This window comes from Gymnodinialimonas ulvae, from assembly GCF_037543845.1.
In the GTDB taxonomy this organism is placed as follows: domain Bacteria; phylum Pseudomonadota; class Alphaproteobacteria; order Rhodobacterales; family Rhodobacteraceae; genus Gymnodinialimonas; species Gymnodinialimonas ulvae.
The window spans coordinates 359147-381983 of sequence record NZ_JBBIFX010000002.1 but is presented as its reverse complement, the minus strand read 5'-3'; the positions used below and the strand labels follow the sequence as shown (position 1 = coordinate 381983).

23 protein-coding genes are annotated in these 22837 nt (G+C 62.4%); 20 read left to right on the top strand and 3 right to left on the bottom strand.

Going from position 1 to position 22837, the window contains the following annotated elements; genetic code table 11:
* On the top strand, positions 1-753 hold the full coding sequence (locus V8J83_RS11700) for an aspartate/glutamate racemase family protein (protein ID WP_339986508.1): 753 nt from the start codon (positions 1-3) through the stop codon (positions 751-753).
* Here V8J83_RS11700 and V8J83_RS11695 read toward each other — a convergent pair.
* Complete coding sequence (locus V8J83_RS11695; RefSeq protein WP_339986507.1) at positions 750-1805, bottom strand: saccharopine dehydrogenase family protein; 1056 nt, start codon at positions 1803-1805, stop codon at positions 750-752. The genes V8J83_RS11700 and V8J83_RS11695 overlap by 4 nt on opposite strands.
* 126 nt (positions 1806-1931) lie before the next feature.
* Here V8J83_RS11695 and V8J83_RS11690 point away from each other — a divergent pair, with 126 nt between their 5' ends.
* Positions 1932-2357 (top strand): Lrp/AsnC family transcriptional regulator, encoded by a 426-nt coding sequence (locus V8J83_RS11690; RefSeq protein ID WP_339986505.1) that lies wholly within the window; start codon positions 1932-1934, stop codon positions 2355-2357.
* 91 nt (positions 2358-2448) lie between these two features.
* Here the strand turns inward: V8J83_RS11690 and V8J83_RS11685 are convergent, their stop codons facing one another.
* A complete protein-coding gene (locus tag V8J83_RS11685; RefSeq protein ID WP_339986504.1) occupies positions 2449-2868 on the bottom strand; it encodes a hypothetical protein in 420 nt (139 codons plus the stop codon).
* A gap of 168 nt (positions 2869-3036) precedes the next feature.
* A complete protein-coding gene (locus V8J83_RS11680) occupies positions 3037-3684 on the bottom strand; it encodes a response regulator (RefSeq protein WP_339986502.1) in 648 nt (215 codons plus the stop codon).
* 65 nt (positions 3685-3749) lie between these two features.
* Here V8J83_RS11680 and V8J83_RS11675 point away from each other — a divergent pair, with 65 nt between their 5' ends.
* The 18 genes from V8J83_RS11675 to V8J83_RS11590 all read left to right on the top strand — a co-directional run bounded on the left by V8J83_RS11675 (position 3750) and on the right by V8J83_RS11590 (position 22805).
* Complete coding sequence (locus tag V8J83_RS11675; RefSeq protein WP_339986501.1) at positions 3750-5270, top strand: sensor histidine kinase; 1521 nt, start codon at positions 3750-3752, stop codon at positions 5268-5270.
* On the top strand, positions 5267-5659 hold the full coding sequence (locus tag V8J83_RS11670) for a DUF2147 domain-containing protein (protein ID WP_339986500.1): 393 nt from the start codon (positions 5267-5269) through the stop codon (positions 5657-5659). Before V8J83_RS11675 ends, V8J83_RS11670 begins: the two co-directional genes overlap by 4 nt.
* A gap of 69 nt (positions 5660-5728) precedes the next feature.
* On the top strand, positions 5729-7507 hold the full coding sequence (locus V8J83_RS11665; RefSeq protein ID WP_339986499.1) for a sensor histidine kinase: 1779 nt from the start codon (positions 5729-5731) through the stop codon (positions 7505-7507).
* Entirely contained in the window at positions 7504-8874 is a 1371-nt protein-coding gene (locus tag V8J83_RS11660; protein WP_339986497.1) for a sigma-54-dependent transcriptional regulator, read from the top strand. The genes V8J83_RS11665 and V8J83_RS11660 overlap by 4 nt, the downstream gene beginning before the upstream one ends.
* A 119-nt stretch (positions 8875-8993) precedes the next feature.
* Entirely contained in the window at positions 8994-10004 is a 1011-nt protein-coding gene (locus tag V8J83_RS11655; protein WP_339986496.1) for a C4-dicarboxylate TRAP transporter substrate-binding protein, read from the top strand.
* 72 nt (positions 10005-10076) lie between these two features.
* Positions 10077-10706 carry a TRAP transporter small permease subunit gene (locus V8J83_RS11650; protein ID WP_339986495.1) on the top strand — a complete coding sequence of 210 codons (630 nt, stop codon included), beginning with the start codon at positions 10077-10079 and terminating at the stop codon, positions 10704-10706.
* A complete protein-coding gene (locus tag V8J83_RS11645; RefSeq protein WP_339986494.1) occupies positions 10706-12103 on the top strand; it encodes a TRAP transporter large permease in 1398 nt (465 codons plus the stop codon). Before V8J83_RS11650 ends, V8J83_RS11645 begins: the two co-directional genes overlap by 1 nt.
* Positions 12104-12231: 128 nt before the next feature.
* Positions 12232-12582, top strand: a complete 351-nt coding sequence (locus tag V8J83_RS11640) for a Lin0512 family protein (protein WP_339986493.1) — start codon at positions 12232-12234, stop codon at positions 12580-12582.
* Entirely contained in the window at positions 12579-12923 is a 345-nt protein-coding gene (locus tag V8J83_RS11635) for a Lin0512 family protein (RefSeq protein WP_339986492.1), read from the top strand. Before V8J83_RS11640 ends, V8J83_RS11635 begins: the two co-directional genes overlap by 4 nt.
* A gap of 73 nt (positions 12924-12996) precedes the next feature.
* Complete coding sequence (gene pobA, locus V8J83_RS11630; protein ID WP_339986490.1) at positions 12997-14166, top strand: 4-hydroxybenzoate 3-monooxygenase; 1170 nt, start codon at positions 12997-12999, stop codon at positions 14164-14166.
* 14 nt (positions 14167-14180) lie between these two features.
* Positions 14181-14561: a 4-carboxymuconolactone decarboxylase gene (pcaC, locus tag V8J83_RS11625; RefSeq protein ID WP_339986489.1), complete on the top strand. Its 381-nt coding sequence runs from the start codon at positions 14181-14183 to the stop codon at positions 14559-14561.
* Positions 14562-14612: 51 nt separating this feature from the next.
* On the top strand, positions 14613-15188 hold the full coding sequence (locus tag V8J83_RS11620) for a TetR/AcrR family transcriptional regulator (protein WP_339986488.1): 576 nt from the start codon (positions 14613-14615) through the stop codon (positions 15186-15188).
* 58 nt (positions 15189-15246) lie between these two features.
* Positions 15247-15705 carry a (2Fe-2S)-binding protein gene (locus tag V8J83_RS11615; RefSeq protein WP_339986487.1) on the top strand — a complete coding sequence of 153 codons (459 nt, stop codon included), beginning with the start codon at positions 15247-15249 and terminating at the stop codon, positions 15703-15705.
* A gap of 3 nt (positions 15706-15708) precedes the next feature.
* Positions 15709-17949: a xanthine dehydrogenase family protein molybdopterin-binding subunit gene (locus V8J83_RS11610; RefSeq protein WP_339986485.1), complete on the top strand. Its 2241-nt coding sequence runs from the start codon at positions 15709-15711 to the stop codon at positions 17947-17949.
* 107 nt (positions 17950-18056) lie between these two features.
* Entirely contained in the window at positions 18057-18890 is an 834-nt protein-coding gene (locus V8J83_RS11605) for a flagellar motor protein MotB (RefSeq protein ID WP_339986484.1), read from the top strand.
* Positions 18891-18980: 90 nt separating this feature from the next.
* Positions 18981-20300, top strand: a complete 1320-nt coding sequence (locus V8J83_RS11600; protein ID WP_339986483.1) for a flagellar hook protein FlgE — start codon at positions 18981-18983, stop codon at positions 20298-20300.
* Positions 20301-20334: 34 nt separating this feature from the next.
* The gene (gene flgK / locus V8J83_RS11595) at positions 20335-21798 is read left to right on the top strand and encodes a flagellar hook-associated protein FlgK (protein ID WP_339986481.1); all 1464 of its coding nucleotides are present in this window, start codon (positions 20335-20337) and stop codon (positions 21796-21798) included.
* A complete protein-coding gene (locus tag V8J83_RS11590) occupies positions 21795-22805 on the top strand; it encodes a flagellin (RefSeq protein ID WP_339986479.1) in 1011 nt (336 codons plus the stop codon). The genes flgK and V8J83_RS11590 overlap by 4 nt, the downstream gene beginning before the upstream one ends.
* The last annotated feature ends 32 nt before the right edge of the window (positions 22806-22837 follow it).

Below are 22837 nucleotides of genomic sequence, written 5' to 3'. Positions count from 1 at the left end.
ATGACGCGACCCAATGACCCCAAGACGCGCGGCGGCAAAACGGTCTACGGCGCAAGCGTCGGCATCCTGATGCTTGAGACACAATTCCCACGCATCCCCGGCGATATCGGCAATGCGCTGAGCTGGCCATTTCCGGTGCAATACGGTGTCGTGCGTGGCGCCACGCCGGACAATATCGTGCGCGGCAATCCCGAGGCGCGGCTGGAGGATTTCATCGCTGCCGGGCGCGATCTGGTTGCCATGGGCTGTGACGGGATCGCCACCAATTGTGGCTTTCTCGCCCTCCTGCAGGATGAACTGGCCGAGGCGCTTGGCGTTCCCGTGGCGACCTCCGCGTTGATGCAAGCGCCGATGATCGCGGCGACCCTGCCGCCTGGCCAACATGTCTCGATCCTGACCATCTCGCAGCAGACGCTGACGCATCGGCATCTGGCCGCGGCCGGTGTCGAGGACGGCACGCCCGTGGTCGGTACGGATCAGGGCACCGAATTCACCCGCGCCGTCTTGGGCGACGAAATCGAGATCGATTTCGCGGCCTGTCGCACCGATCTCTTGACCGCGTCCGAACAGCTTGTGACCGATCATCCCGGCACCGGTGCTATCCTTTTGGAATGCACCAATATGGTGCCCTATGCCGCCGACATCCGCCGTCATGTCGGGCGGCCCGTCTATTCGATCCACAGCTTCGTGACGTGGTTCCACATGGGCCTCATGCCCCGCCGTTTCCCCGGCGAATTGGACGACTGGCGTTAGGCCGCATACAGCCCGCCGGTCGGTGTCGCGAGGAAGGCGTCGAGGTCAATATCCTCCTGTTTCAAGAAACCCGAGGCCGGAAGCAGACCATCGCGCACCATTTCAATGATCGCCACAACCGATCCCGCCGTCGTCCACGAAATCGCCGTGCGCCGCTCGCCCATGATCTCGATCGGTCGATAGCCGCGCACAAATTCGCGCCGCCGCAAGGCCCCGTCCTGCACCCCTTCGGCGGAGGCGTGCACATAGACGACATCATCGTCCACCGGCGGTTTTGCGTTCACCAGGATCGCACCGGCCTCCGCCCGCCGCTCGCGCATCAAAAGCTCGTGGAAGAAGAAGTTCATCAGCTTCGCATGACCCGGATAGCGCATTGTCTTGTAATCAATATTCCCGACCTTGCCATGATAGGTATCGCACATGGTGCCAAGCCCGCCCGAGGTCGTGAAGGCCTCCAGTTTCATGCCATCGATATAGATGTCCTCGATCCATTCCATCGGCGAGATCATCTTGCGCGCACCGTCTTCAATCACCTCGCAATCGTTCAGATATTCGTTCACCACCCCCTCGGGCGACCAGTTGAACGAATACCCCATCAGCCCCGTGGGATGCTGCGGCAAGGCTCCGACGCGCATCTTGCACGACCGGCAATCTTCAAACTGCGCAATCAGCGACGCGCCGACAATGCCGATGAACCCCGGTGCCAGGCCGCATTGCGGCGCCATCAGCCCCTTCGACGACGCGCTCAGCTCAAGGATCCGGTGCGTCGTCGGAACATCTTCGGTCAGGTCGAAATAGGCAATCCCCGCGCCATGGGCGGCCTCGGCCAACGGGATATTCAGATGGAACGGCAAGCACGACAAAACCGCGTCCTGCCTTCGAAACATCGCCTCCACCCCGGCGCTGTGGCCCAACTCCAGCGTCTTGACGGGAAACGGCAAATCACTGCGCGCCGCGACGTCGATGCCTGTCACCTCGAACCCCGAACTGTGCAGAAGCTCCGCCGCAAGCCGGCCCACCTTGCCAAGTCCCAGTACAACAATCTTTTTCATGCCAAGCCTCCGCCGCCGATCAATCGCTCGATTGGACCCCAAGCCCGCGTCAATCAGAATGGCAAAATATCTTGCAATTCGTCATTCTTTTGACATTCCGCCAAAGTGTACTGCAACATGGCCGCCATGGACGACCTCGATCAACGGCTGCTGCACCTCCTGACGAAAGACGCGCGGGCCTCGGTGACGGTGCTGGCCCGAACGCTCGGCGTGTCGCGCGGCACCGTTCAAAACCGCATCGACCGTCTTCTCCACCAACATATCATCAACCGCTTCACCGTCGATCTCTCACCCGGCGGCGCCGACGCGCAGATCAGCGCGTTCACCCTCATCCGATTGCATGCCGACGATGGTCGCGCGGCCATCGTGTCGCTGCACCGCATCCCGGCCATACTCGACATTCACACCTTGAGCGGCAGTTTCGATCTGGTCGCCGAGGTGCGCACGTCCTCGCTGTCCGAACTCGACACAATTCTCGACCGTATCCGCGCCTTGCCGGAGGTTGCAGAGACCCAAAGCCACATCCGCCTGTCGGCGACGAAATCGCAATAAATCCCACGCTATCCGACATCGAAAAGGGCGCACCGCAGCGCGCCCTTCCAGTCTCCCGCGCCTGTCGCGTCGGGGCGGTATGTCCACCGTTCTAGCGCCAGACAAACGTCACCGTGCCGCCCGCGAATGCGCCAAGGTTCATCACCATCGCGCGGTTGGCCTGCGCGGGCTCGGTCCCATCGACCATGCCATAGGCGACCCGGCTTTCAGACGAGAAATTCGCGCAGCTCTGGCTGCCGGGATGCGCCACCAGCGCGTTGATGCCAGCGACCGTATGGGTGAAGGCCCGCTGCACGGCCCCAAGGTTCATGACGCAAACCCGCGTCACCGTGGCGTTCGCGCCGGTGTCGGGGATGAAGAACTGATCCATCTCCGACCCGCCCCGGGTCGAGTTCACCGTGAGGGTCTGAATGTAGCCGGGCTGGATCGTCTGGGCCGTGGCGGCCCCGGACACGGCGCTAGCTGCGACAAGTGCGGAGGCAAAGGCGATGCGAAGGGAATTGAAGGTCATTTGAAAAATCCTGATCTGGGTCATTAAAGTTGGAGGGACCACGTTTTGCGGCCGCTGACCCAGACCTACCGACACACCGCCCCCGGCCATATGGGGGGGATTACCCATATGGGCCCCCGGCGTTGCCTGCTAGCTTTGGTGGGCCACATGCCGGAGGCCCCGATGCCGTTACTTCAGACCATGCTGTTCGATCAGACCCTCTTGCAGGGCCTTGGCCATCAACTCCGACAGGCTGCGCACGTCGAGCTTGGCCATCATGCTGGCGCGGTGCTTTTCGGCGGTTTTCGGGCTGATGCCCATCAAGGCGGCCACTTCCGCATTGGTCCGCCCGGCCAGAACCATATTGAGCGTCTGCCGTTCGCGCGCCGTCAGCGTCGCAGGCGTGGGCGCGTCGCGCACAATCTCAAGGATCGCCGGATCGACCTTTTGACCGCCTCGAAGGATCAAGGGCAGTGCTTCCAGCATTCCTGCCGCGTCCGACCCCTTCGCAAACAGCCCATGCACCCCCGCCTCGATCAAATGCGCCAAAAGCCCAGGCGAGGTGACGGCGGAATAAACGACGATCTTCGTATCGGGGCTCCACCGCTGTACATCCACCACGATCTCGGCCCCCGACGCGATCGGCATGGACACGTCAAGGATCAACAGATCGGGCCGGTGCGCCTTGACCTGCGCGATGGTCTGCAAGCCGTCCTCCGCTTCGGCGACGATATCGACCGGCGTATCGCGCAGCATCTCACCCTGCTCCAGCGCGGATTTCAGGCCCATACGGACGATCTTGTGATCATCGGCGAGCATTCCGGTGTAGCGTTTCATCATCGAGCGGGTTCGGTGTCCACAATTGGCCGTGCGCGTGCCCGAGCCTATCCGACCGGAGCCCCATGACAAAGGCGATATTCACCCTCTGCCCCTCTCTGCTCGCGCTGTCCTTCGCGGGCCTGCCCGCAGGTGCGGTGACCTTCGACGTGCCCGCTCAGAACCTCACCGATGTGGCTGACGCGGCGATCGTAACGGCGGCGTTTTTCACCGGCACGCTGACCGCGATTGTCGTGCTGATCGCCATCGCGCTGTCGCTCCGGCAATGGATCTGGGCGCAATATACGGTGTTGGTACTTTTGGGTCTGATCTACATCGCACTCTTTGAGCAGAACATCACAGGCATCGTCTGGTCCGGCTTCGATATCAGCGCGCGTATGCTGGTCGCCTGCGGCTTTGCGATGCTGGCGATCAACTATCTGATCGCGGCGCAGGCGATCCCGCCGGGCCACAGATGGGCATGGCTCAAGGGACCGTTTCGGCTCGCCGCTCTTGCGATGGGCGGGCTCTGGCTTCTGTCCACCGCAGTGTCGCCAGATGCGCAATACCTGCTGTTCAGTGCCGCGGGCTGCACCGTCGCTGTGGCGCATTTCTTTCCGGTTGCGACTTTCTCGAAACTGCGCGGCGGGTATGACCGGATCATTCGCAACCTGATTTGGATCCTGCTCACCGCAGTGCTGATCGGGGGGACTTTCGTGATCGCGGGCGGGCGCGAGGGCGCAAGCCTGACCATCGCCGTCAACCGGGTCCTGATTGCCGCGATCACCATCGGCTTCGGTGCCCTGTTCGTGCGCAACATCTTCATCCTGAAATCCGACCGGGAGCTGGCCGTGCAAGAGGCCTTGGAGCGCGCCGAGGAAAAGGCCCGCATCAACGAAGCCCTGCTCGTTGCCCGCGATAATCACCGCGCCGCCGTCGAGATCGCGCACAACCGCAACCTGCGCCTTGCCACCGCGTCGCATGACATCCGCCAGCCCTTGTCGTCGCTGCGGACCTCCTTCGCCGCGCTGACCCGCGACATGCCTCAGGACACGCGTGACCATTTGCAGACCTCCCTCGATTACCTCGATGAACTTGCCGCCAGCTACATCACCGAGGCCGCCACTGATGCCGGCCCGCTGGCAAAACAGGAGCGCGTGCCTGTCGACGACGCCGAAGATGTCCGCACGGAACAAATCGCCGAAACCCTGCGCCGGATGTTCGCCGAAGACGCCGCCGAGCGCGACCTTGCGCTGCGGATGGAGGTCGCTCCCGCCGCCCTGCGCACCCAACCGCTCGCGCTGATGCGGGTGCTGTGCAACGTGATGTCGAACGCCATCGCCCACGGTACGCCCGGCCCCCTCGATGTAAGCGGCACCCAAACCGCCGCGGGCTACGTGTTCGAGATCCGCAACCCCGGCGCGTCGGATCTTGCCTTCGCGACATGGGACAAGGGCGAGGCCTCGGGCGGCAGCGGGCTTGGCCTGGCCATCGTGCGCGAACAGGCCGCGCGCGCGGGCCTGTCCATCGCAACTCCCGATCGCGGGCCCGACACGACCTGTATCGCCATCACCGTCCCAACCGACCCCGAAAGCCGCGCACGATGATCCGTCTCATTCTCCTCGCCCTGATCCTGCCACTCGCCGCCCTCGCGCAGCAACCCGGCCCACCGTATCCGCTCGATGGCGTCTGGCAAACCGGGGCGCGGAACGGGTCTTGGGGCATCGTCCGCTTCGCCCCCTGCGGGTCCGCCTATTGCGGCACGCTGACCGGGGGCGGCGGCGCAAATGTCGATCCGCAGTATTTCGGTACACGTCTCGTGCGCGACATGACCTGGGACGGCGCGGCCTTCACCGGCGGCACGCTTCTCGATGTCGAAAACGGCCGCATCTACCGCGCCCGCCTGCGGTTCCGCAGTGCCGACCGCTTGCGCGTCTCGGGCTGCGTCCTGGGCGGCGTGATCTGCGGCGGCCAAACCTGGACACGGCTTGAATAACCGCTCCCGGTGTCTTTTGCGCCGCAAGTTTGCTACGCCAAGACGACGCCACAAATCGACCCCTATCCCGTGACCCAGACCACAGACACACCGCCACATACCCGCTCAAGTCGCACCGCCGCGATCGCATTCGTCGTGGTCGCGCTAATCGTGGCTGCCGGGGTCTGGGCCGCGACCTATCGCTATTTCACCGCGCAGGAGCTCCAGCGGGCCGAAGCGCGCATGTCGCTTTACCACAGCACCGTGCTGTCGGAACTGGAGCGGTTCGAACATCTCACCCATGTTCTGGCCGTCGATCCCTACGTCATCGCCGCCCTCGAAGATGGCACCACCGGGGCGCTCAACCCGCGCCTTGCGTCCTTCTCGGACGCCGCCGGGCTCGACGCCATTTTCCTGATGGACACCGCCGGCCTGACCATCGCCGCCTCCAACGCCAACCAAGACCGCAGCTTCGTTGGCCAATCCTACGCCTTCCGCCCGTATTTCCAGGATGCGCTTGGCGGCGCGACCGGCGCATTCTACGGCATCGGCGCCACCACCGGGCTTCCGGGCTACTTCATCGCCGATCCGGTGCGCGACGCTGCGGGGCGGGTGATCGGCGTTGTCGCGCTGAAACTTGACCTTGCCCCGTTCGAACAGGCCTGGCGGGATGCCGGAGAGCAGGTTTTTCTGACTGACCGGCAAACCGTTGTGCTGCTGTCTTCGAACCCGGCCTGGCGCTACGGCACCCTTGACCCGCTTCCACCCGAGGCGCGCACCCGCATCACCGAGACGCGGCAATTCCCCGGGCAGCCGCTCGATTCGCTCGATTGGATCGCCAATGCCGATGGCGGCCGCGCGCGGATCGACGGGGTCCGTCGCCTCCATGTGGCCAGCGCCGATCTCCCCCATGCCTGGCGGCTGCACTACCTTGGGCGCAACGACACCGCCATCTTGCGCGCGTGGCTGGCGACCGGCGGCTTCTTCGTGGTCTCGGCCCTGGGGCTGCTTTTCGCGCAATATCAACGCGGGCGGCGACTTGGGCACGCGCTACGCCGTTCGGAAGAAGAAGAGGCGCAGTTGCGGCGCGCGAACACTGCGCTTGCCCGCGAGATCGAGGAGCGCAGGCGCACAGAACAACGCCTCGACGAGGCGCGCGGTGAATTGGAACGCACCTCCCGGCTTGCCGCGCTGGGGCAGCTTTCGGCCTCCGTCACGCACGAGCTTGGCCAACCCATTGCCGCGATGCGCAACCGGCTGACCGCCCATGAGATCAAACATGCCGAAAGCCCGCTGACCCAAACCATCGGCGGCCTTGTCGACCGGATGGAAGGCATCACAAGGCAGCTCAAGTTCTTCGCCAGGTCCGGCGATGAACCCTTCGAAAACGTCGACCTGCGCGATTGCATCGACGCGGTGTTGGAGCTGATGGTGCCAAGCCTCGATGCGCTCGACCTGGTGCCTGACTATACCCGACCCGAACACCCGTTGTGCGTTCGCGGATCGCGTCTGCGGCTGGAACAGGTGCTCACGAACCTGCTGCGCAATGCCGTTGACGCGATGGAAGATGTGGAGCATCCGGCGCTCAGCCTGCGCACCGGCATGACGCAAGGTGTGGTCTGGATCGAGGTCGCCGATACCGGGCATGGCCTAGGCAGCGCCACGCTTTCGGACCTGCGCGAACCCTTTGTGACCACCCGGGCCAGCGGGCAGGGCATGGGCCTTGGTCTGGCGATCTCGTCGGGCATTCTTGAAGATCACGGTGGCCAGCTTGAAGGGCGCAACCGGGCCGATGGCACCGGGGCGGTGTTCCGCATGACCCTGCCCGAGCGCACCGCGCTATTGCATCCGGAGGTCGCCGCGCAATGACGCTCGACGTCACAAAGCGAGACACCACAAAACCCGACGCCCCGTTCCGGGCGCTCGTGGTCGAAGATGATCGCGCCATGCGGCAATCCGTGGTAGATTTGCTCGACGCCGATGGATGGCGCGTCTGCGATGTACCGCGCGGCGATCGCGCCGTTGCGGCTCTGGCCGAATTTGACGCCGATGTCATTTTGTCGGACGTGCGCATGCCCGGGATTTCGGGCCTTGAGTTGTTGCAATCCCTGCCGCGCGACCACGCCGTGCCCGTGGTTCTGGTCACCGCCCATGGCGATATCCCCATGGCGGTGGAGGCGATGCAGGCCGGGGCCTATTCCTTCGTCGAAAAGCCTTACGAGCCGCGCCGCCTTCTGACGATACTGCGCCATGCCGCCGAGCAAACCCGCATGCGCGCCAGCAATGCCCGCCTGCGGCAGCGTCTGTTGCAGATCTCCGGCCTCGACCGTGTGCTGGTTGGCGCAAGTGCGGCGGTGCGCAATCTGCGCGCGCAGGTGGCCGATCTTGCCGATACGCCCGCCGCCGTTCTGATCTTGGGCGAGACCGGCACCGGCAAGGATCTCGTGGCCCGCGCGCTGCATGACCTTGGCCCCGCCCCCGACCGACCCTTCATCGCCGTCAACTGCGCGCTGCTCTCGCCCGAAAGCTTCGTGGCCGAAATGTTCGGTGTTGCCGGTGGCGCCGACGGCCGCATCCTCCAGGCCGATGGCGGCACCCTCTTTCTTGATGAGGTCTGCGCCTGTCCGCCCGATGTGCAGGCGCGGTTCCTGCGGGTGCTCGAAGACGGCGCCGTGATCCCCGAAGGCGCCAGTGCGCCGGTCCCCGTCCGCATCCGTGTGCTTGCCGCAACCAACGAAGATGTCACTGCCAAGGTCGCCGCAGGTCTGTTCCGCGAGGATCTGCTTTACCGCCTCAACACCTTCACCCTCGCCCTGCCCCCTCTGCGCGACCGGCCCGAGGATCTGCGTCCGCTCCTGCTGCATTTCCTCGCCGATCTGGCGCAGCTTTACGGCATCGACGCGCCCGATCTGAGCGCCGATGACCTCTCCGCCGCGCTGGCCCATGGTTGGCCCGGAAATGTCCGCGAACTCCGCTCGGTGGCCGAGCGTCGCATCCTCGCCGCGCGCATTGGCACCGGTACGCTCGCGCAGGCCATCGCCCCACACACCAGCACCGCGCCGCGCGCCGACACGCTGCGTGCCGCCGTGGCCGAGCTTGAACGCGACATGATCGCCACCGCCCTGACCACCCATGCCGGGCGCATGGATGATGTGGCCGAGGCGCTTGGCATCGGGCGGCGCACACTCAATGAGAAAATCGTCAAGCTTGGCCTCGACAAGGACGCCCTGCTATAAGCCTGCGGGTATCCGCAGGGCATCCTGCCGACGCGGCGCGGATTTCTTCATAAACAGGTCCCTCAATGGGCCGCATAGTCGCGTCACCATGACATCGCATGTGATCTAGGGAGGACATCATGCAAAAACTTCTCAGCCGCACGGCTCTCGCCGCGCTTGCCATCTCCATAGGCTCCGAAGCCTTCGCCGTTGAATGGAACGTCTCGCTCTGGGGTCAGCGTCGCGCGTTCACCGAACATGTGGAGCGCCTGGCAGAGCTGGTCTCTGACCGCACCAACGGCGAATTCACCATGAACATCTCCTACGGCGGCCTGTCGTCGAACCGTGAAAACCTCGACGGAATCGAAATCGGCGCCTTCGAGATGGCGCAGTTCTGCGCCGGCTACCACCCCGACAAGAACCGCGCGATCACCGTGCTCGAACTGCCCTTCCTCGGCGTCACAACGCTCGAAGAAGAGGTCGCCGTTGCCACAGCCGTCTACAACCACCCCGCCGTGGCCGAGGAAATGGCGCAGTGGAACGCGATGCTGCTGATGACCTCGCCGATGCCACAATACAACCTCGTCGGCACCGGCGATGCCCCTGCGGGCCTGGCCGATTTCGACGGCATGCGTGTGCGGGCCACCGGTGGCCTGGGCCGCGCGTTCGAGGCCGTCGGCGGCGTTCCAACCTCCGTGACCGCGACCGAAGCCTACCAGGCGATGCAGGGCGGCGTCGTCGACACGGTCGCCTTCGCGCAGCACGCCCACCTGTCGTTCGGCACCATCAACGAAGCCGATTGGTGGACTGCCAACCTCAACCCCGGCACGGTCAACTGCCCCGTCGTGGTGAACATCGACGCCTACGAATCGCTGTCGGATGAACACCGCGCAGCGCTTGACGAATCCGTCTCCGAGGCGCTCGACCATTACCTCGCCAACTACGCCGAGCTGCTGGAGCGCTGGGACAGCGTCCTGGCCGAGAACAGCGTCACTAGCGTGGAAATCCCGCAGGCCGAGCTGGACGCCTTCCGCGAGGCCGCCACGCCACTCCACGCCGCCTGGATCGAGGAAATGTCAGGCCAGGGTCTGCCCGCACAGGAACTCTACGACCTCGTGCAATCCTCGCTCGCCGAAGCGCAGGGCAACTAAGCCTCCCTTTCGGGACACCTGACGGCTCCGGCACATCCCGCCGGAGCCGTCGCAATTTTCGGGAAAATCACCATGTCCAGTGCCTCTTCGGTGCTCGCGGATGACAGCCTCGTCAGCCGTCTGGATCGCATGCTTCTGCCGGTAGAGATGTTGATGATCATCGTCTCCGGCCTGTTCACCTTCGGGCTCATGTTCCTCGCCGTCTTTTCGGTGGGCGGGCGTGAATTCTTCGGCTCGCCTCTGCGCGGGTATGTCGACTGGATCGAAATGGCGATGCCCTTCATCGCGATCTTCGGCATCTCCTATGTGCAACGCTCGGGCGCCCATATTCGCATGGATATCGTCATCGGTGCCTTCCGGGGCCGTCTGCTCTGGGCGGTGGAACTTCTTATGACGATCCTGATCTTCCTGCTCATCGCGCTTTTGCTTTGGGGCGCGTGGTCGCATTTCGACCGGTCGTTCGATTTCTCCCGGCCCAACTGGTCCCGCGACAGCTCGATCGACATCAACCTGCCGATCTGGCCCGCGAAACTCGCCGTTGTGGCCGCCTTCGCGGTGCTGACCCTGCGCGCCGCGTTGCAGATCTGGGCCTATGGGCGCGCGCTTTGGCTCGGCCTTGACCGGCCAGCCGCCGTGCCCTTCACCCTCTCCGTCGAACAACAGGCCGCCGCCGAGGCGCAACAGGTATCGGGGCGCGACTGATGGACAGCACCACAATCGGACTTTGGGTCACCGGCGGGATGCTCTTGCTCGTCGTGTTGGGCATGCGCGTGGCCTATGCCACCGCCATCGCGGGCCTTGTCGGCCTCTTCCTGATCAACTGGGCGCGGCGTGATTTCGGCGGCGAAGACATCTTCTGGGCGATCGAAGTCGCCGTGAAAACCGCCGGACAGGTGCCCCATTCCAAGGTCGCGAACCAGGCGCTTTCGCTGATCCCCACCTTCATCCTCATCGGTTTTCTCGCCTATCACGCCGGGCTTACCCGCGCGCTGTTCGAGGCCGCGAAGCGTTGGATCGCCTGGGTACCGGGCGGCCTCGCCGTCTCTACCGTTTTCTCCACTGCGGGCTTTGCCGCCGTCTCCGGCGCCTCCGTGGCCACCGCCGCTGTCTTCGCCCGCATCGCGATCCCCGAGATGCTGAAGGTCGGCTATGACAAGCGTTTCGCTGCCGGTGTCGTCGCCGCGGGCGGCACGCTCGCCTCGCTTATTCCACCCTCCGCGATCCTCGTGATCTACGCGATCATCGTGGAACAGGACGTCGGAATGCTGCTCCTTGCGGGCTTCATTCCCGGCATTTTCTCGGCCTTCGTCTATGCGCTTCTGATCATTGGTCTGGCGCTCACGATGAAGAATTTCGGTCCTCCCGTGACCGGCTTTACATGGGGGCAACGTTTCGCCTCGCTTCCCGCCGCTTTGCCCATCGTGGCGGTTGTCGTGATCATCATCTTCTTCGTCTATAACCCGTTCGGCGATGCCTGGGGCACCCCGACCGAAGGCGGGGCCATCGGGGCCTTCATCGTCTTCTGCATGGCCCTGTGGAAGGGCATGCGCTGGCCCGAGTTGAAAGACGCCCTGATCGAAACCGCCAAGCTTTCGGTGATGATTTTCTCGATCATCTGGGGCGTGCTGATCTACGTGCGCTTCCTTGGGTTCGCCGATCTGCCGGGCGTTTTCTCCGACTGGATCACGGCGCTTGAGATGTCGCCGATGCTGATCCTGGTCTGCATCCTTCTGGCCTATGCCGTGTTGGGCATGTTCATGGATGCGATCGGCATGCTGCTTCTGACCCTGCCTGTGGTGTTCCCGGCGGTCATGGCGCTCAACGGCGGGCTCGATGTGTCGGCGGCGGACAGCACCTTTGGCATGTCGGGGCCGATGTGTGCCGTGTGGTTCGGGATCTTGGTGGTCAAGATGGCCGAGTTCTGTCTGATCACGCCGCCGATCGGGTTGAACTGCTTTGTGGTGGCGGGTGTGCGCGATGATCTCTCGGTGCAGGATGTGTTCCGCGGCGTGACCCCGTTCTTCATCGCCGACGCCATCACCATCGCGCTTCTGGTGGCTTTCCCCGGCATCGTGCTCTGGCTGCCCAGCCTTGCGTGAGATCGCCGTATGAGCGGGTTAAGAAAAGGTAAACAAAAAATGCTTTGTTGTTTATTTTCTATGGTTTAGGTATCCCGTGCACGCGTGCACAAACCCGAGCCAACGCTGTAATTGAAGGGAGGCCTCGCATGGCCCTGAAACGCCTTCTGACCGAGTTCGGCATGGGATCCTCCCTCCGCCGGCAAGACTACACCCAAGCCGCGACACGGGCCGTCCAGGACGCGCTGTGGCACAATTCCATCAACCTCGCCGAGCTCTTCGGCAAGGATAAATCCGACATGCAGATCACCGTCGAGATCGGCGTGCAGAACCCCGAAGCGGTCGATAAAGCCGCCATAGCCGCCATCTTCCCCTACGGCCAGATCACAGTCGTCCCCCGCAAAGGCGGCCTCGACGTCCCACGCCAGGACGGCGGCAATCCCACCGTCATCGCCAACGTCGCGATTTCCGTGGCCCTCGACGTGGAGGACGCGGCATGACCGACCAACGTTTCATCATCGAAATGGGCATGGGCAACGATCAATACGGGATGGATTACACCAAGGCCGCCGCCCGCGCGATCGAAGACGCCATCCGCCATTCCGCCCTCCCCCTCTTCGAGGCCACCGGTGTGAGCCACGATCAGATGCGCGTGCAGGTCACCATCGGCGTGCAGGATCCAGGCGCCGTCGATTGCGACGCGCTGGCCGCGAAGCTCCCCCGAGGCCGCGCCAGCGTTACGGCCGTCTTAGGCGGCCTGAACGTCGAGAATCCCGATACCGGCAAGACCCTCGTCATCGCATCGGCCGCGGTCGAAGCCTTCCTGCCGAAACAGGCCTGAAGGCTGCATTGGTTGCGAACGGTATTGCCGTTCCACCCGATGCCGCTATCGTCCCGCCTTGGGGAGGATGCGCGTGCGAACACAGGTTGCAATTATTGGCGGGGGCCCCTCCGGCCTGCTACTCGCGCAGCTTCTGCATGCGCAGGGTATTTCCTCGGTCGTGTTGGAGCGCCAGACCCGCGCCCATGTGCTCGGCCGTATCCGCGCGGGCGTTCTTGAACAGGGCCTCGTTGGCCTTCTGGAAAAAGCCGGCTGCGCGGACCGCCTCCATGCCGAGGGTTTCACCCACGACGGCACGCTCTTGTCCTACGGCGACCAGATGTTCCGCGTCGATTTCACCGAACATGTCGGCAAACCGGTGGTGGTCTACGGCCAGACCGAAGTCACCCGCGACCTCTACGCCGCCAGTGATGCCGCTGGTGGAAAGGTGCTGCATTCGGTGCAAAACGTCGTCATCGACGACGCCGATGGTGACAGCCCTTCCGTGACCTGCGAAATCGACGGCGAGCCCTTTCGGATCGACTGCGATTTCGTGGCGGGCTGCGACGGGTTCCACGGTGTCAGCCGCAAGACAATCCCCGAAAGCGTTCGGAAGGAATTCGAGAAGGTCTATCCCTTCGGCTGGCTCGGGGTGCTGTCCGAAACGCCGCCGGTGAACCACGAGCTGATCTACGCCAATTCCCCCCGAGGGTTCGCGCTCTGCTCGATGCGAAACGCGAAATTGAGCCGCTATTACATCCAATGCAGCCTCGACGATTCCCCCGACAATTGGAGCGACGCAGCCTTCTGGGACGAACTCAAGCGCCGCATTCCCGAGGATCAGGCCGCACAGCTGATAACCGGCCCGTCGATCGAGAAATCCATCGCCCCGCTGCGGTCCTTTGTGACCGAGCCGATGCGCTGGGGCCGCCTGTTTCTATGCGGCGACGCGGCCCATATCGTGCCGCCCACCGGCGCGAAAGGGCTGAACACGGCCGCCTCGGACGTCCATTATCTGTTTGAAGCACTGGTCGCGTTTTACAAATTCGGCTCAACGGAAGACATCGCAGCCTATTCCGACCGCGCATTGGCCCGCGTCTGGAAGGCCGAGCGGTTCTCGTGGTGGTTCACCACGCTGATGCACCAATTTCCGGGCCAGTCCGAGTTCGATCTGAAAATGCAGATTGCCGACCTCGAATTCCTGCGGTCCAGCGCATCGGCGCAGAAGGCAATGGCCGAGAATTACGTCGGGCTGCCGTATTGAATGGGGACCCTGACGTGACAGATCGCTTCGAGAAAGGCATGCAAACCCGCCGCGCAGTTTTGGGCGACGCCCATGTTGACCGCGCCGAAGCCGCAAAAACCCCCTTCGACGCTCCGTTTCAGGAGATGATCACCGAAGGCGCCTGGGGCACGCTCTGGGCAGATGAGACGATCTCGCACAGGGATCGCTCGCTCCTGACGCTAGCGCTTCTGGCAGCCTGCGGGAATTTCGACGAAATCCCGATGCATATCCGCGCCACGGCACGCACGGGCGCGACACGCGATGAGATCATGCAGGCCTTCCTGCATGTCGCCGTCTATGCGGGCGTTCCCAAGGCGAACCACGCGATCAAACTGGCCAAGACGACGTTCGATGAGATGGACGAAGGGGCCTAGGCCGCTCGCATATCATTGACATGTGGACGCCTCGCGCAAAGATGTCGCTCCATGACAGACCGCGAGAAACAGATTGCCGAGGCTGCTGTCCGCGTATTCACGCGCTACGGGATCAAGCGCGTGACAATGGCCGATATCGCCGAAGAAGCAGGCATTGCGCGGCAGACGCTTTACAACGTTTTCGCCAACAAGGACGAGGTGATCCACGCCACCGTGCTGTTCTACATGGAGGGCCAGCGCGCGCGGACAGAGGCGGCCTGGACCGAGCAGAACAGCCTGTCCGACAAGCTGGACGCCGTGTTCGAGTTCAACGTGTTCGAACCATGGGATCATATCACCGCCTTGCCTGACGCTAGCGACATCGCACAGGCCGATCACAGCGCCGGCAAGGCGGCGACTGCCATTGCAGGCGCGGCGATGCGCGAAAGCCTGGAACGGCTCTTTGCACCGCATGAGGCAAGCTTGGGTCGGAACGGGCATTCCCCGCGGAGCATGGCCGCTTTCGTTCAATCCACGATGTTAAGCCTCAAGCATGAGATCAATAACCGCGCGGAACTTGAGCGTCTGATTGGCACGTTGAAGGCCATGGTATTGCAATCCGCTTTTAGACCATTGGACAAATATTGACTATTTGTCTATTTTTGGGCATCCTGGACAATGCCGCGCTCATGGAAAGGACTGATCGATGCAACTGACCGTGAATGGCGACCTGCTTGAGATCGACGTCGAACCGGACATGCCGCTTTTGTGGGTCCTGCGCGAAGAATTGGGTCTGACCGGGACGAAATACGGCTGCGGCGTTGCGCAGTGCGGGGCCTGCACCGTACATATCGACGGCTTTGCAGAGCGGTCGTGCCAAGCCCGCGTCGGCGATCTTGAAGGGGCCGAGATCACAACGATCGAAGGTCTGGGCAACCCCGCGGCGCTGCATGCGGTACAAGCGGCCTGGGTCGCGCATCAGGTTGCGCAATGCGGCTATTGCCAATCGGGGCAGATCATGCAGGCGGCGTCACTTCTGTCTGAAACGCCCAATCCAAGCGATGAAGACATCGACTTTGCCATGTCCGGCAACCTGTGCCGTTGCGGCACGTATCCTCGTGTCCGCGCCGCGATCCATACCGCCGCCAGAACAATGGGGGGCTAAGGCATGAGCAAGCTGAAAACCTTCAGCCGCCGCGCGTTTCTTGTCGGTTCGGCTGCAGTGGCTGGTGGCGTGGCGTTTGGCGGCTATCTCGTTGCCCGAACGCCCGAAAATCCGAACCTCGGCAATCTCGGCGAGGGTGAAATGTCGTTCAACCCGTGGGTGCGGATCGATCGTAACGGGATCACCCTGATCACCCCGCATGCCGATATCGGCCAGGGTGCGGCCTCGATGCAGGCGGCCCTGATCGCGGAGGAGATGGACCTTGCGTGGGGTGGATTCCAGACCGATTTCGGACGGCCTTCCGCGGCCTATTGGAACACTGCGATGGCGGAGGATCAGGCGCCGCTTTTGCCGTGGGACGACGGGTTTGGCGCGCGGGCCATGCGCGCGTCGATGGATGCGATGCTAAAGGTGATCGGTATGCAGGGCACCGGTGGATCGACGTCCGTTGCCGACAGTTTCACCAAACTGCGCGAAGCCGGAGCCATGGCGCGCGAGACGCTGAAGCTGGCCGCCAGCGAGCGAACCGGTATTGCCGTCAGCGAATTGCGCACAGAGGACGGAGCGGTGATCCTTCCGGGCGGTGAGGTGTTGCCCTACGCCGAACTTGCAGAAGTTGCCGCAACGCTCGACCCGGTCGAGGGCACGCCTTTGCGGGATCCGTCGCAATGGCGGCTTATTGGAACCCCGATGCCCCGCCTCGATACCATGGCGAAGACCACCGGCACGCAGAGCTATGGGCTGGACATCGAATTACCTGAGATGCTTCGGGCCAGCGTGCGGATGAACCCGCGCAAGGGCGGCGCGCTGAACGGGTTTGACGCCAGCGCAGCCGAGGGCATGCCGGGTGTCGACCGGATCGTGGAGATCACCGGTGGTGTTGCCGTGATCGCGTCCAACACTTGGTACGCAATCCAAGCGCTGGATGCGATTGACTACGATTGGGGGCCTGCGCCTTATCCTGCGGAACAGGCGGCGCATTGGGGTGCTTTGGACGCCGGGTTCACAGCCGACAACCTGGACCGCGAATGGCGCAATGATGGCGACGTGGACACGGCCATCGCGGACGGCTCCGACATCAGCGCTGAGTACCGCGCGCCCTATGTGGCGCACCAACCGTTGGAGCCGCTCAACGCGATCGTGTTGGTCGAAGACGCGCAGGTGCAGGTTTGGACAGGCCACCAACTGCCGCGTTTTTTGCAACAACAAGTAGCCGCCATCACGGGACACGACACAGATCATGTGATCGTTCACAACCAATATATCGGGGGTTCGTTTGGCCACCGGCTGGAACTGGAATATGTGAAACAAGCCACTGAAATCGCAGTCCAGTTTCGCGGCAAGCCAGTGAAACTGACCTATAGTCGGGAGGAAGATTTCGCACAGGACTTTCCACGTCAAATCAGCTTGGCCCGCTGCCGTGGTGCGGTTGCAGACGGTCGCGTGACGGCTTGCGATATCGAGATCGCCGCTCCTTCGGTTCTGGGCTCACAATTGGGCCGCATCGGTGCCCCGGCGCTTGGACCCGACAACCAGCTTCCCGCCGGTGTCTGGCAACAGCCCTATGCGTTGGAAAACATGCGCGTGCGGACCTATGCCGTCCCGGACCTGTCTCCGGTATCGTCCTGGCGCTCGGTCGGGGCTTCGGTTGGCGGTTTCCTCGCGGAGGGATTCCTTGACGAATTGATCGTTGAGGCCGGCGCAGACCCGTTGGAAGAACGGCTCCGCCTTTGCACCTTGGATGACACCAGCCGCAGGACGTTGGAGGCGGTGGCCGAGATGGCGAATTGGGGAGAGCCCGTGCCCGCGGGAACCGGGCGCGGCGTGGCTATGGTGCATTCGTTTGGCGTGCCGTGCGCGCAGATCATCGAAGTCACCGATGTGGATGGGGCCATTCGCCTCGACCGCGTCTGGGTAGCGGCCGATGTGGGGCGTGTCGTGGATCCGGTGAATTTCGAGAACAACGTACAAGGCGGCGTCATCTGGGGGCTCGGGCACGCCATCAATTCAGAGATTACCTATGCGGACGGGATGGCGGAACAGACCAATTATCACGCCGCGGAAGGCATGCGCCTCTATCAGACCCCGCAGATCATGGTGCGCGGGCTTGAACACGGTGCTGTCCGCGGGATCGGCGAGCCGCCCGTTCCCCCCGCCGCACCGGCCCTGGCGAACGCGATCTATGCCGCCACTGGGCAGCGTTTGCGCGCCATGCCGTTCTGGAACGAGATCGATTTCATATGATGGGATGGGCCTGGTCGACCGGGTTGCATCTTGAGTCAAGCCGCACCGATTAAGCGTCTGTTCATGGCTTTCCCCTAAACATGCCCTTTAAAGGCAGGAGTTTAGGGATGGCCGACAACGACGTGCGTCCAATCATCATCAAGCGCAAGAAGGTGACCGGCGGCGAGGGGCACCATGGCGGCGCTTGGAAGGTGGCCTATGCGGATTTCGTGACCGCGATGATGGCGTTCTTCATGCTGATGTGGCTTCTGAACGCAACAACCGAAAATCAGCGTAAAGGCCTGGCGGACTACTTCAGTCCCAGCATTCCGATTGCGCGGGTGTCGGGCGGAGGCGACGGCGCCTTTGGCGGCGAAAGCCCCTTCTCGGAAGAGGTTATGACCCAAAACGGCATTGGCGCGTCCAGTCGTCAGCCGACCGAAGGTCGGCAGGCGATGGGTACACAAGGCACCGACCACGATGCCGAGCGCGAAAATGCCGAACTGTCCGAGATCGAAGGCGCCCTGATGGGTGAGGGCGGCGACAGCGCCGTGAGCGAATTGGCACGCCCCCATATCGAGACGCGCCTGACCGATGAGGGCCTGCTGGTCGAGATCTTCTCCAGACCAGGCGCACCGCTTTTTGACCCCGAAACGGGCATGCCGCAGGCCTGGCTAGCCGAGTTGGCGATTACCATGGCCGACCTTTTTAGCACGGTCAGAAATGGCGTTGCCATCGAGGCGCACATCGCGACCGAACCGTTGGTACGGGCAAGTGTCAGTGGGTGGCAACGCACGACGGAACGCGCGCAGCTGATGCGCGCCTTGCTGGAGGCCGGCGGCCTTGACCCTCTACGCGTGTCGCGCGTCACCGGTCATTCCGACCGGGAGCCTGCGGTCGAGCCCGGCATTGCCCCCCGCAATGACCGTTTGGAAATCATTCTACTGCGAAATGCCTACTGAAAACGCATCGCATTTTATTTGTTAGGACGGCGTTAAACCGTCGCTGCGCACAGTACGGAAAATCCCAGGTGCAGCAGAAAGGTGCATGTGATGACAATATCTTCTTCGCTCAACGCGGGTGTTGCCGGCCTCTCGGTCAATGCAAGCCGCTTGGCCACCATTGCAGACAATATCGCGAACTCCGGAACCAACGGCTACAAACGAGCTGTTGCGGATTTCCACTCCATGGTCATCGAATCCGGCAGCGGCATCTATTCCGCTGGCGGTGTTCGCGTGACCACGCAACGCCTCATCGACCAACCAGGGGCGCTGGCGACCACCAACAACCCAACAGACCTCGCAGTCCGTGGGAGGGGGTTTCTTCCCGTCACCACCGGTGCCGCAGCTGGCGTCGATGGATCCGGTGATTTGCCACTGTTTCTCGCAACAACTGGATCCTTTCGCACCGATGCCGAAGGGTTCCTGCGGACATCGACCGGTGTGACCCTTATGGGTTGGCCTGCAAATGCCGATGGCACCGTGCCCTCTTTCCCGCGCGACACGGGTGCCGGGCTTGAACCGGTGCAGGTCAACGTCAATCAGTTCACCTCCGAGCCGACGACGCGAATCTCCATGGGTGTGAACCTTCCCGGCACGGACACAACGTCCGACTCGGCCGGTGACACCCGCCAGCTCTCGGTCGAATATTTCGACAACCTCGGAACATCGCAATCCATTGATGTCTCCTTCACGCCGGTTGTTCCGCTAGCCGGTGATCCGGCGTCCAATACTTGGAACATGGTGTTGACCGACTCTGCGCAGAACGGCGCTGTGATCGGCGAATATACCGTGGAATTCGACGACAGCCGCACCGGCGGGGGCACAATTCAGGACGTGACCCAAGGCGTGCCCGCTGTAGGTGGCGGATGGAGCTCCACAACTGGTGCGTTCACAATCGACGTCCTCGGCGGACCGATCGAAATTGATATCGGTGCGCAGGGCATCGGCTCGGGCCTGACACAATTGTCGGACAACTTTGCGCCGACAGCCATCTCGAAAGATGGCTCGCCGGTTGGCAATCTGGTGTCGGTAGAGGTCGATGCGAACGGCTACGTACATGCGAATTTCGACGTTGGCATCACCCGTACCGTCTATCAGATCCCACTGATCGATCTGCCCAACCCCAACGGGCTCATCGCGCATGACAACCAACTCTACTCAACTTCGTCGGAAAGCGGCTCCTTCTTCCTTTGGGACGCCGGGGACGGTCCAACGGGTGATGTCGTATCGTATGCTCTAGAGGAATCCGCGACCGATGTGGCCGCTGAACTGACACAGCTGATCCAAACGCAGCGTGCCTATTCCTCGAACGCCAAGATCATCCAGACAGTGGATGAAATGTTGCAGGAAACTACGAATATCATCCGGTAGTTCATCTCTTTCACCCCTTTCGTGAGATACCTGAATGAGCATCTCTTCCGCCTTATCAAACGCACTAAGCGGGCTGACAACGTCAGCCCGCCGCGCGGATATCGTATCGTCGAACATCGCCAATGCGATGACCGAAGGCTACGGAACACGGCGACTCGAAACGGGGAGTCGCATTCTGGGAGATGCGGGTTCCGGTGTGCGTGTCCTCGGAGTGACCCGGCAAGAGGACGCAATCCTCACCGGTCAGAGGCGGCAGGTCGCGGCAAACCTTGGCGCCGATCAAACCGAGGTCGCCTTCGCATCGCGCCTCGAAAGCCTGATCGGAACCCCGGATCAATCCGGCAGCCTGTCAGCGCGGATCGCGGATTTCGAAGCAAAACTCGTCGCCGCCTCGAACACGCCTTGGAACACAACGCATCTGACGGGGGCGGTCAGGTCGGCGCAAGTTATGGCTGAAACGGTCAACCAGATCAGCGATGGTATCCAAAGCGAACGCAAACGAGCAGACGCAGAGATTGGACGGTCGGTCGATCAGATCAATTCAGCGCTTGAGGGATTGGAAAATCTCAATAAGCGCATTCTGTCCACACCGGCAAATGGTGGCGAAATGGCGGCCCTCTATGATGCACAAGCACAACTCGTGGACCAAATCGCGCCCTTCGTTCCTCTCGAGTCCCGACGTGAATCCAACGGAACACTGCAACTCTACAGCAGCGATGGACATGTTCTTCTGAGCCACCGTGCCGCAGAATTGAGCTTTGATCCGGCGGCGGGCATGGATCCCTTTCTGTCTCTCGCCAACGGCAACCTTTCCGGATTGAGCCTCGACGGAAGGCCACTGCGACTCGAAGGGGTAAATCCCGCACTCGGTGGTGGGCAGTTGGGTGCCATGTTCAACGTACGAGACGCTCTCGGCCCAGAAGCCCAGGCGCGCATGGACGCAGTGGCGCGCGATTTGGCAGAGCGCTTCGACCAGGCAGGCCTCGACCCGAGTGTTGTGGCAGGTAGCCCCGGACTGTTCACTGATGCAGGGGCGTTTGTGGACCCTTTGAATGAAGTGGGGCTAGCAGGCCGGCTGCGGGTCAATTCAGCGGTTCTGCCTGAGCAAGGTGGCGCCGTCTGGCGGCTGCGTGACGGGATTGGCGCAAATGCGGAAGGCCCGACCGGAAACGCGGCGTTCTTAACCGCCCAAATCGAAGTCCTTGCAGATCAACGCCTGACAGCGTCGGGTGGTTTTTCATCGACAACACGGTCTCTGTCGGGTCTCGCATCAGAGGCTCTTTCACTCGCCGGGCTGTCGCGCATCAGCGCCGAAACAGCGCTGAGCCACACAGCGAACTTGCACAACGTACTCACTACCTCCGAACTCGCCGGAGGTGTCGACACGGATGATGAATTGCAGCGGCTCTTGAAAATCGAACAGGCTTATGCCGCGAATGCTCGTGTGATCAATGTTGCGGAAGAATTGATGGACGAGTTGATGAGGATCGCATCATGACACTTGTGACGTTCGGCGACATGGCACAGTTTCAGACTCTGCGCAGGCAAGGTGCTGACCTGCGCTCCGATATGGCGCGCCTGACTTCCGAACTTGCTTCGGGAAAAGTTACCGATAAGGGCCGGGCGTTAGGTGGTGACTTTTCGGGCCTTGCCGACATCACCCGTAGCTTGCGTCTGAACGATACGTTCAAAAATGCGATCTCTCACGCAGCGACATCGGCTGCAGGGCGCCAAACCGCACTGGGTCGCATTTCAGCAGAGCTGGAGGGGTATGGCGCCTCCTTGCTTTCGCTCGCAGGGGTTGGGAACACAGGCGATCTACAATTGGAACTTGCAAAGGCGCCTGACCGGTTTGACGCCGCAGTAAGCGCTTTGAACACAAGCTTCGCGGGCCGCAGCCTTTTTTCTGCCGACGAACCCAATGTAAAACCACTGGTCTCAAGCGATGCGATCCTGACCGAATTGCGCACCGTGACGGCAGCTGCCACAGATGCTGCTACTCTAGAGGCAGCCGTCAACGCGTGGTTCGACAATCCCGGTGGCGGATACGAGACCGTCGCCTGGCAAGGTGGCAACGGGCCTGCACCGGAATTTCTTATTGCAGAAGGTGAAGTTGCGGAGACGGGCATCACTGCCCTGGATCCCGCCATCCGCGAAACACTCAAAGGACTAGCTCTGGCGGCGCTTGCCACCGATGACGCCTTTGGCCTGTCCCCGGATGAACGGAGCGACCTAATAGTTTCCGCCGCGCAACAGATACTCAGCAGCGAAACTGAAGTGGTTGGGCTGCGAGCGCGATTGGGGGCCGAAGAGGCCCGGATAGAAGAGGCGAAAGTCTCTGCGGAAACCGCGCGCGGAGCCTTGGAACTTGAGTACGGCCGCCTTTTGGACGCCGATCCCTACAGGACAGCAACCGAGCTGGAAGCCGTAAATCTGCAGCTTGAAAGCCTTTATATCCTCACATCGCGCATGTCGCGCTTGAGCCTCACGGAGTTCCTTCGTTGATCCGATTTCTCATAGTTCTCCTCACAACCAGT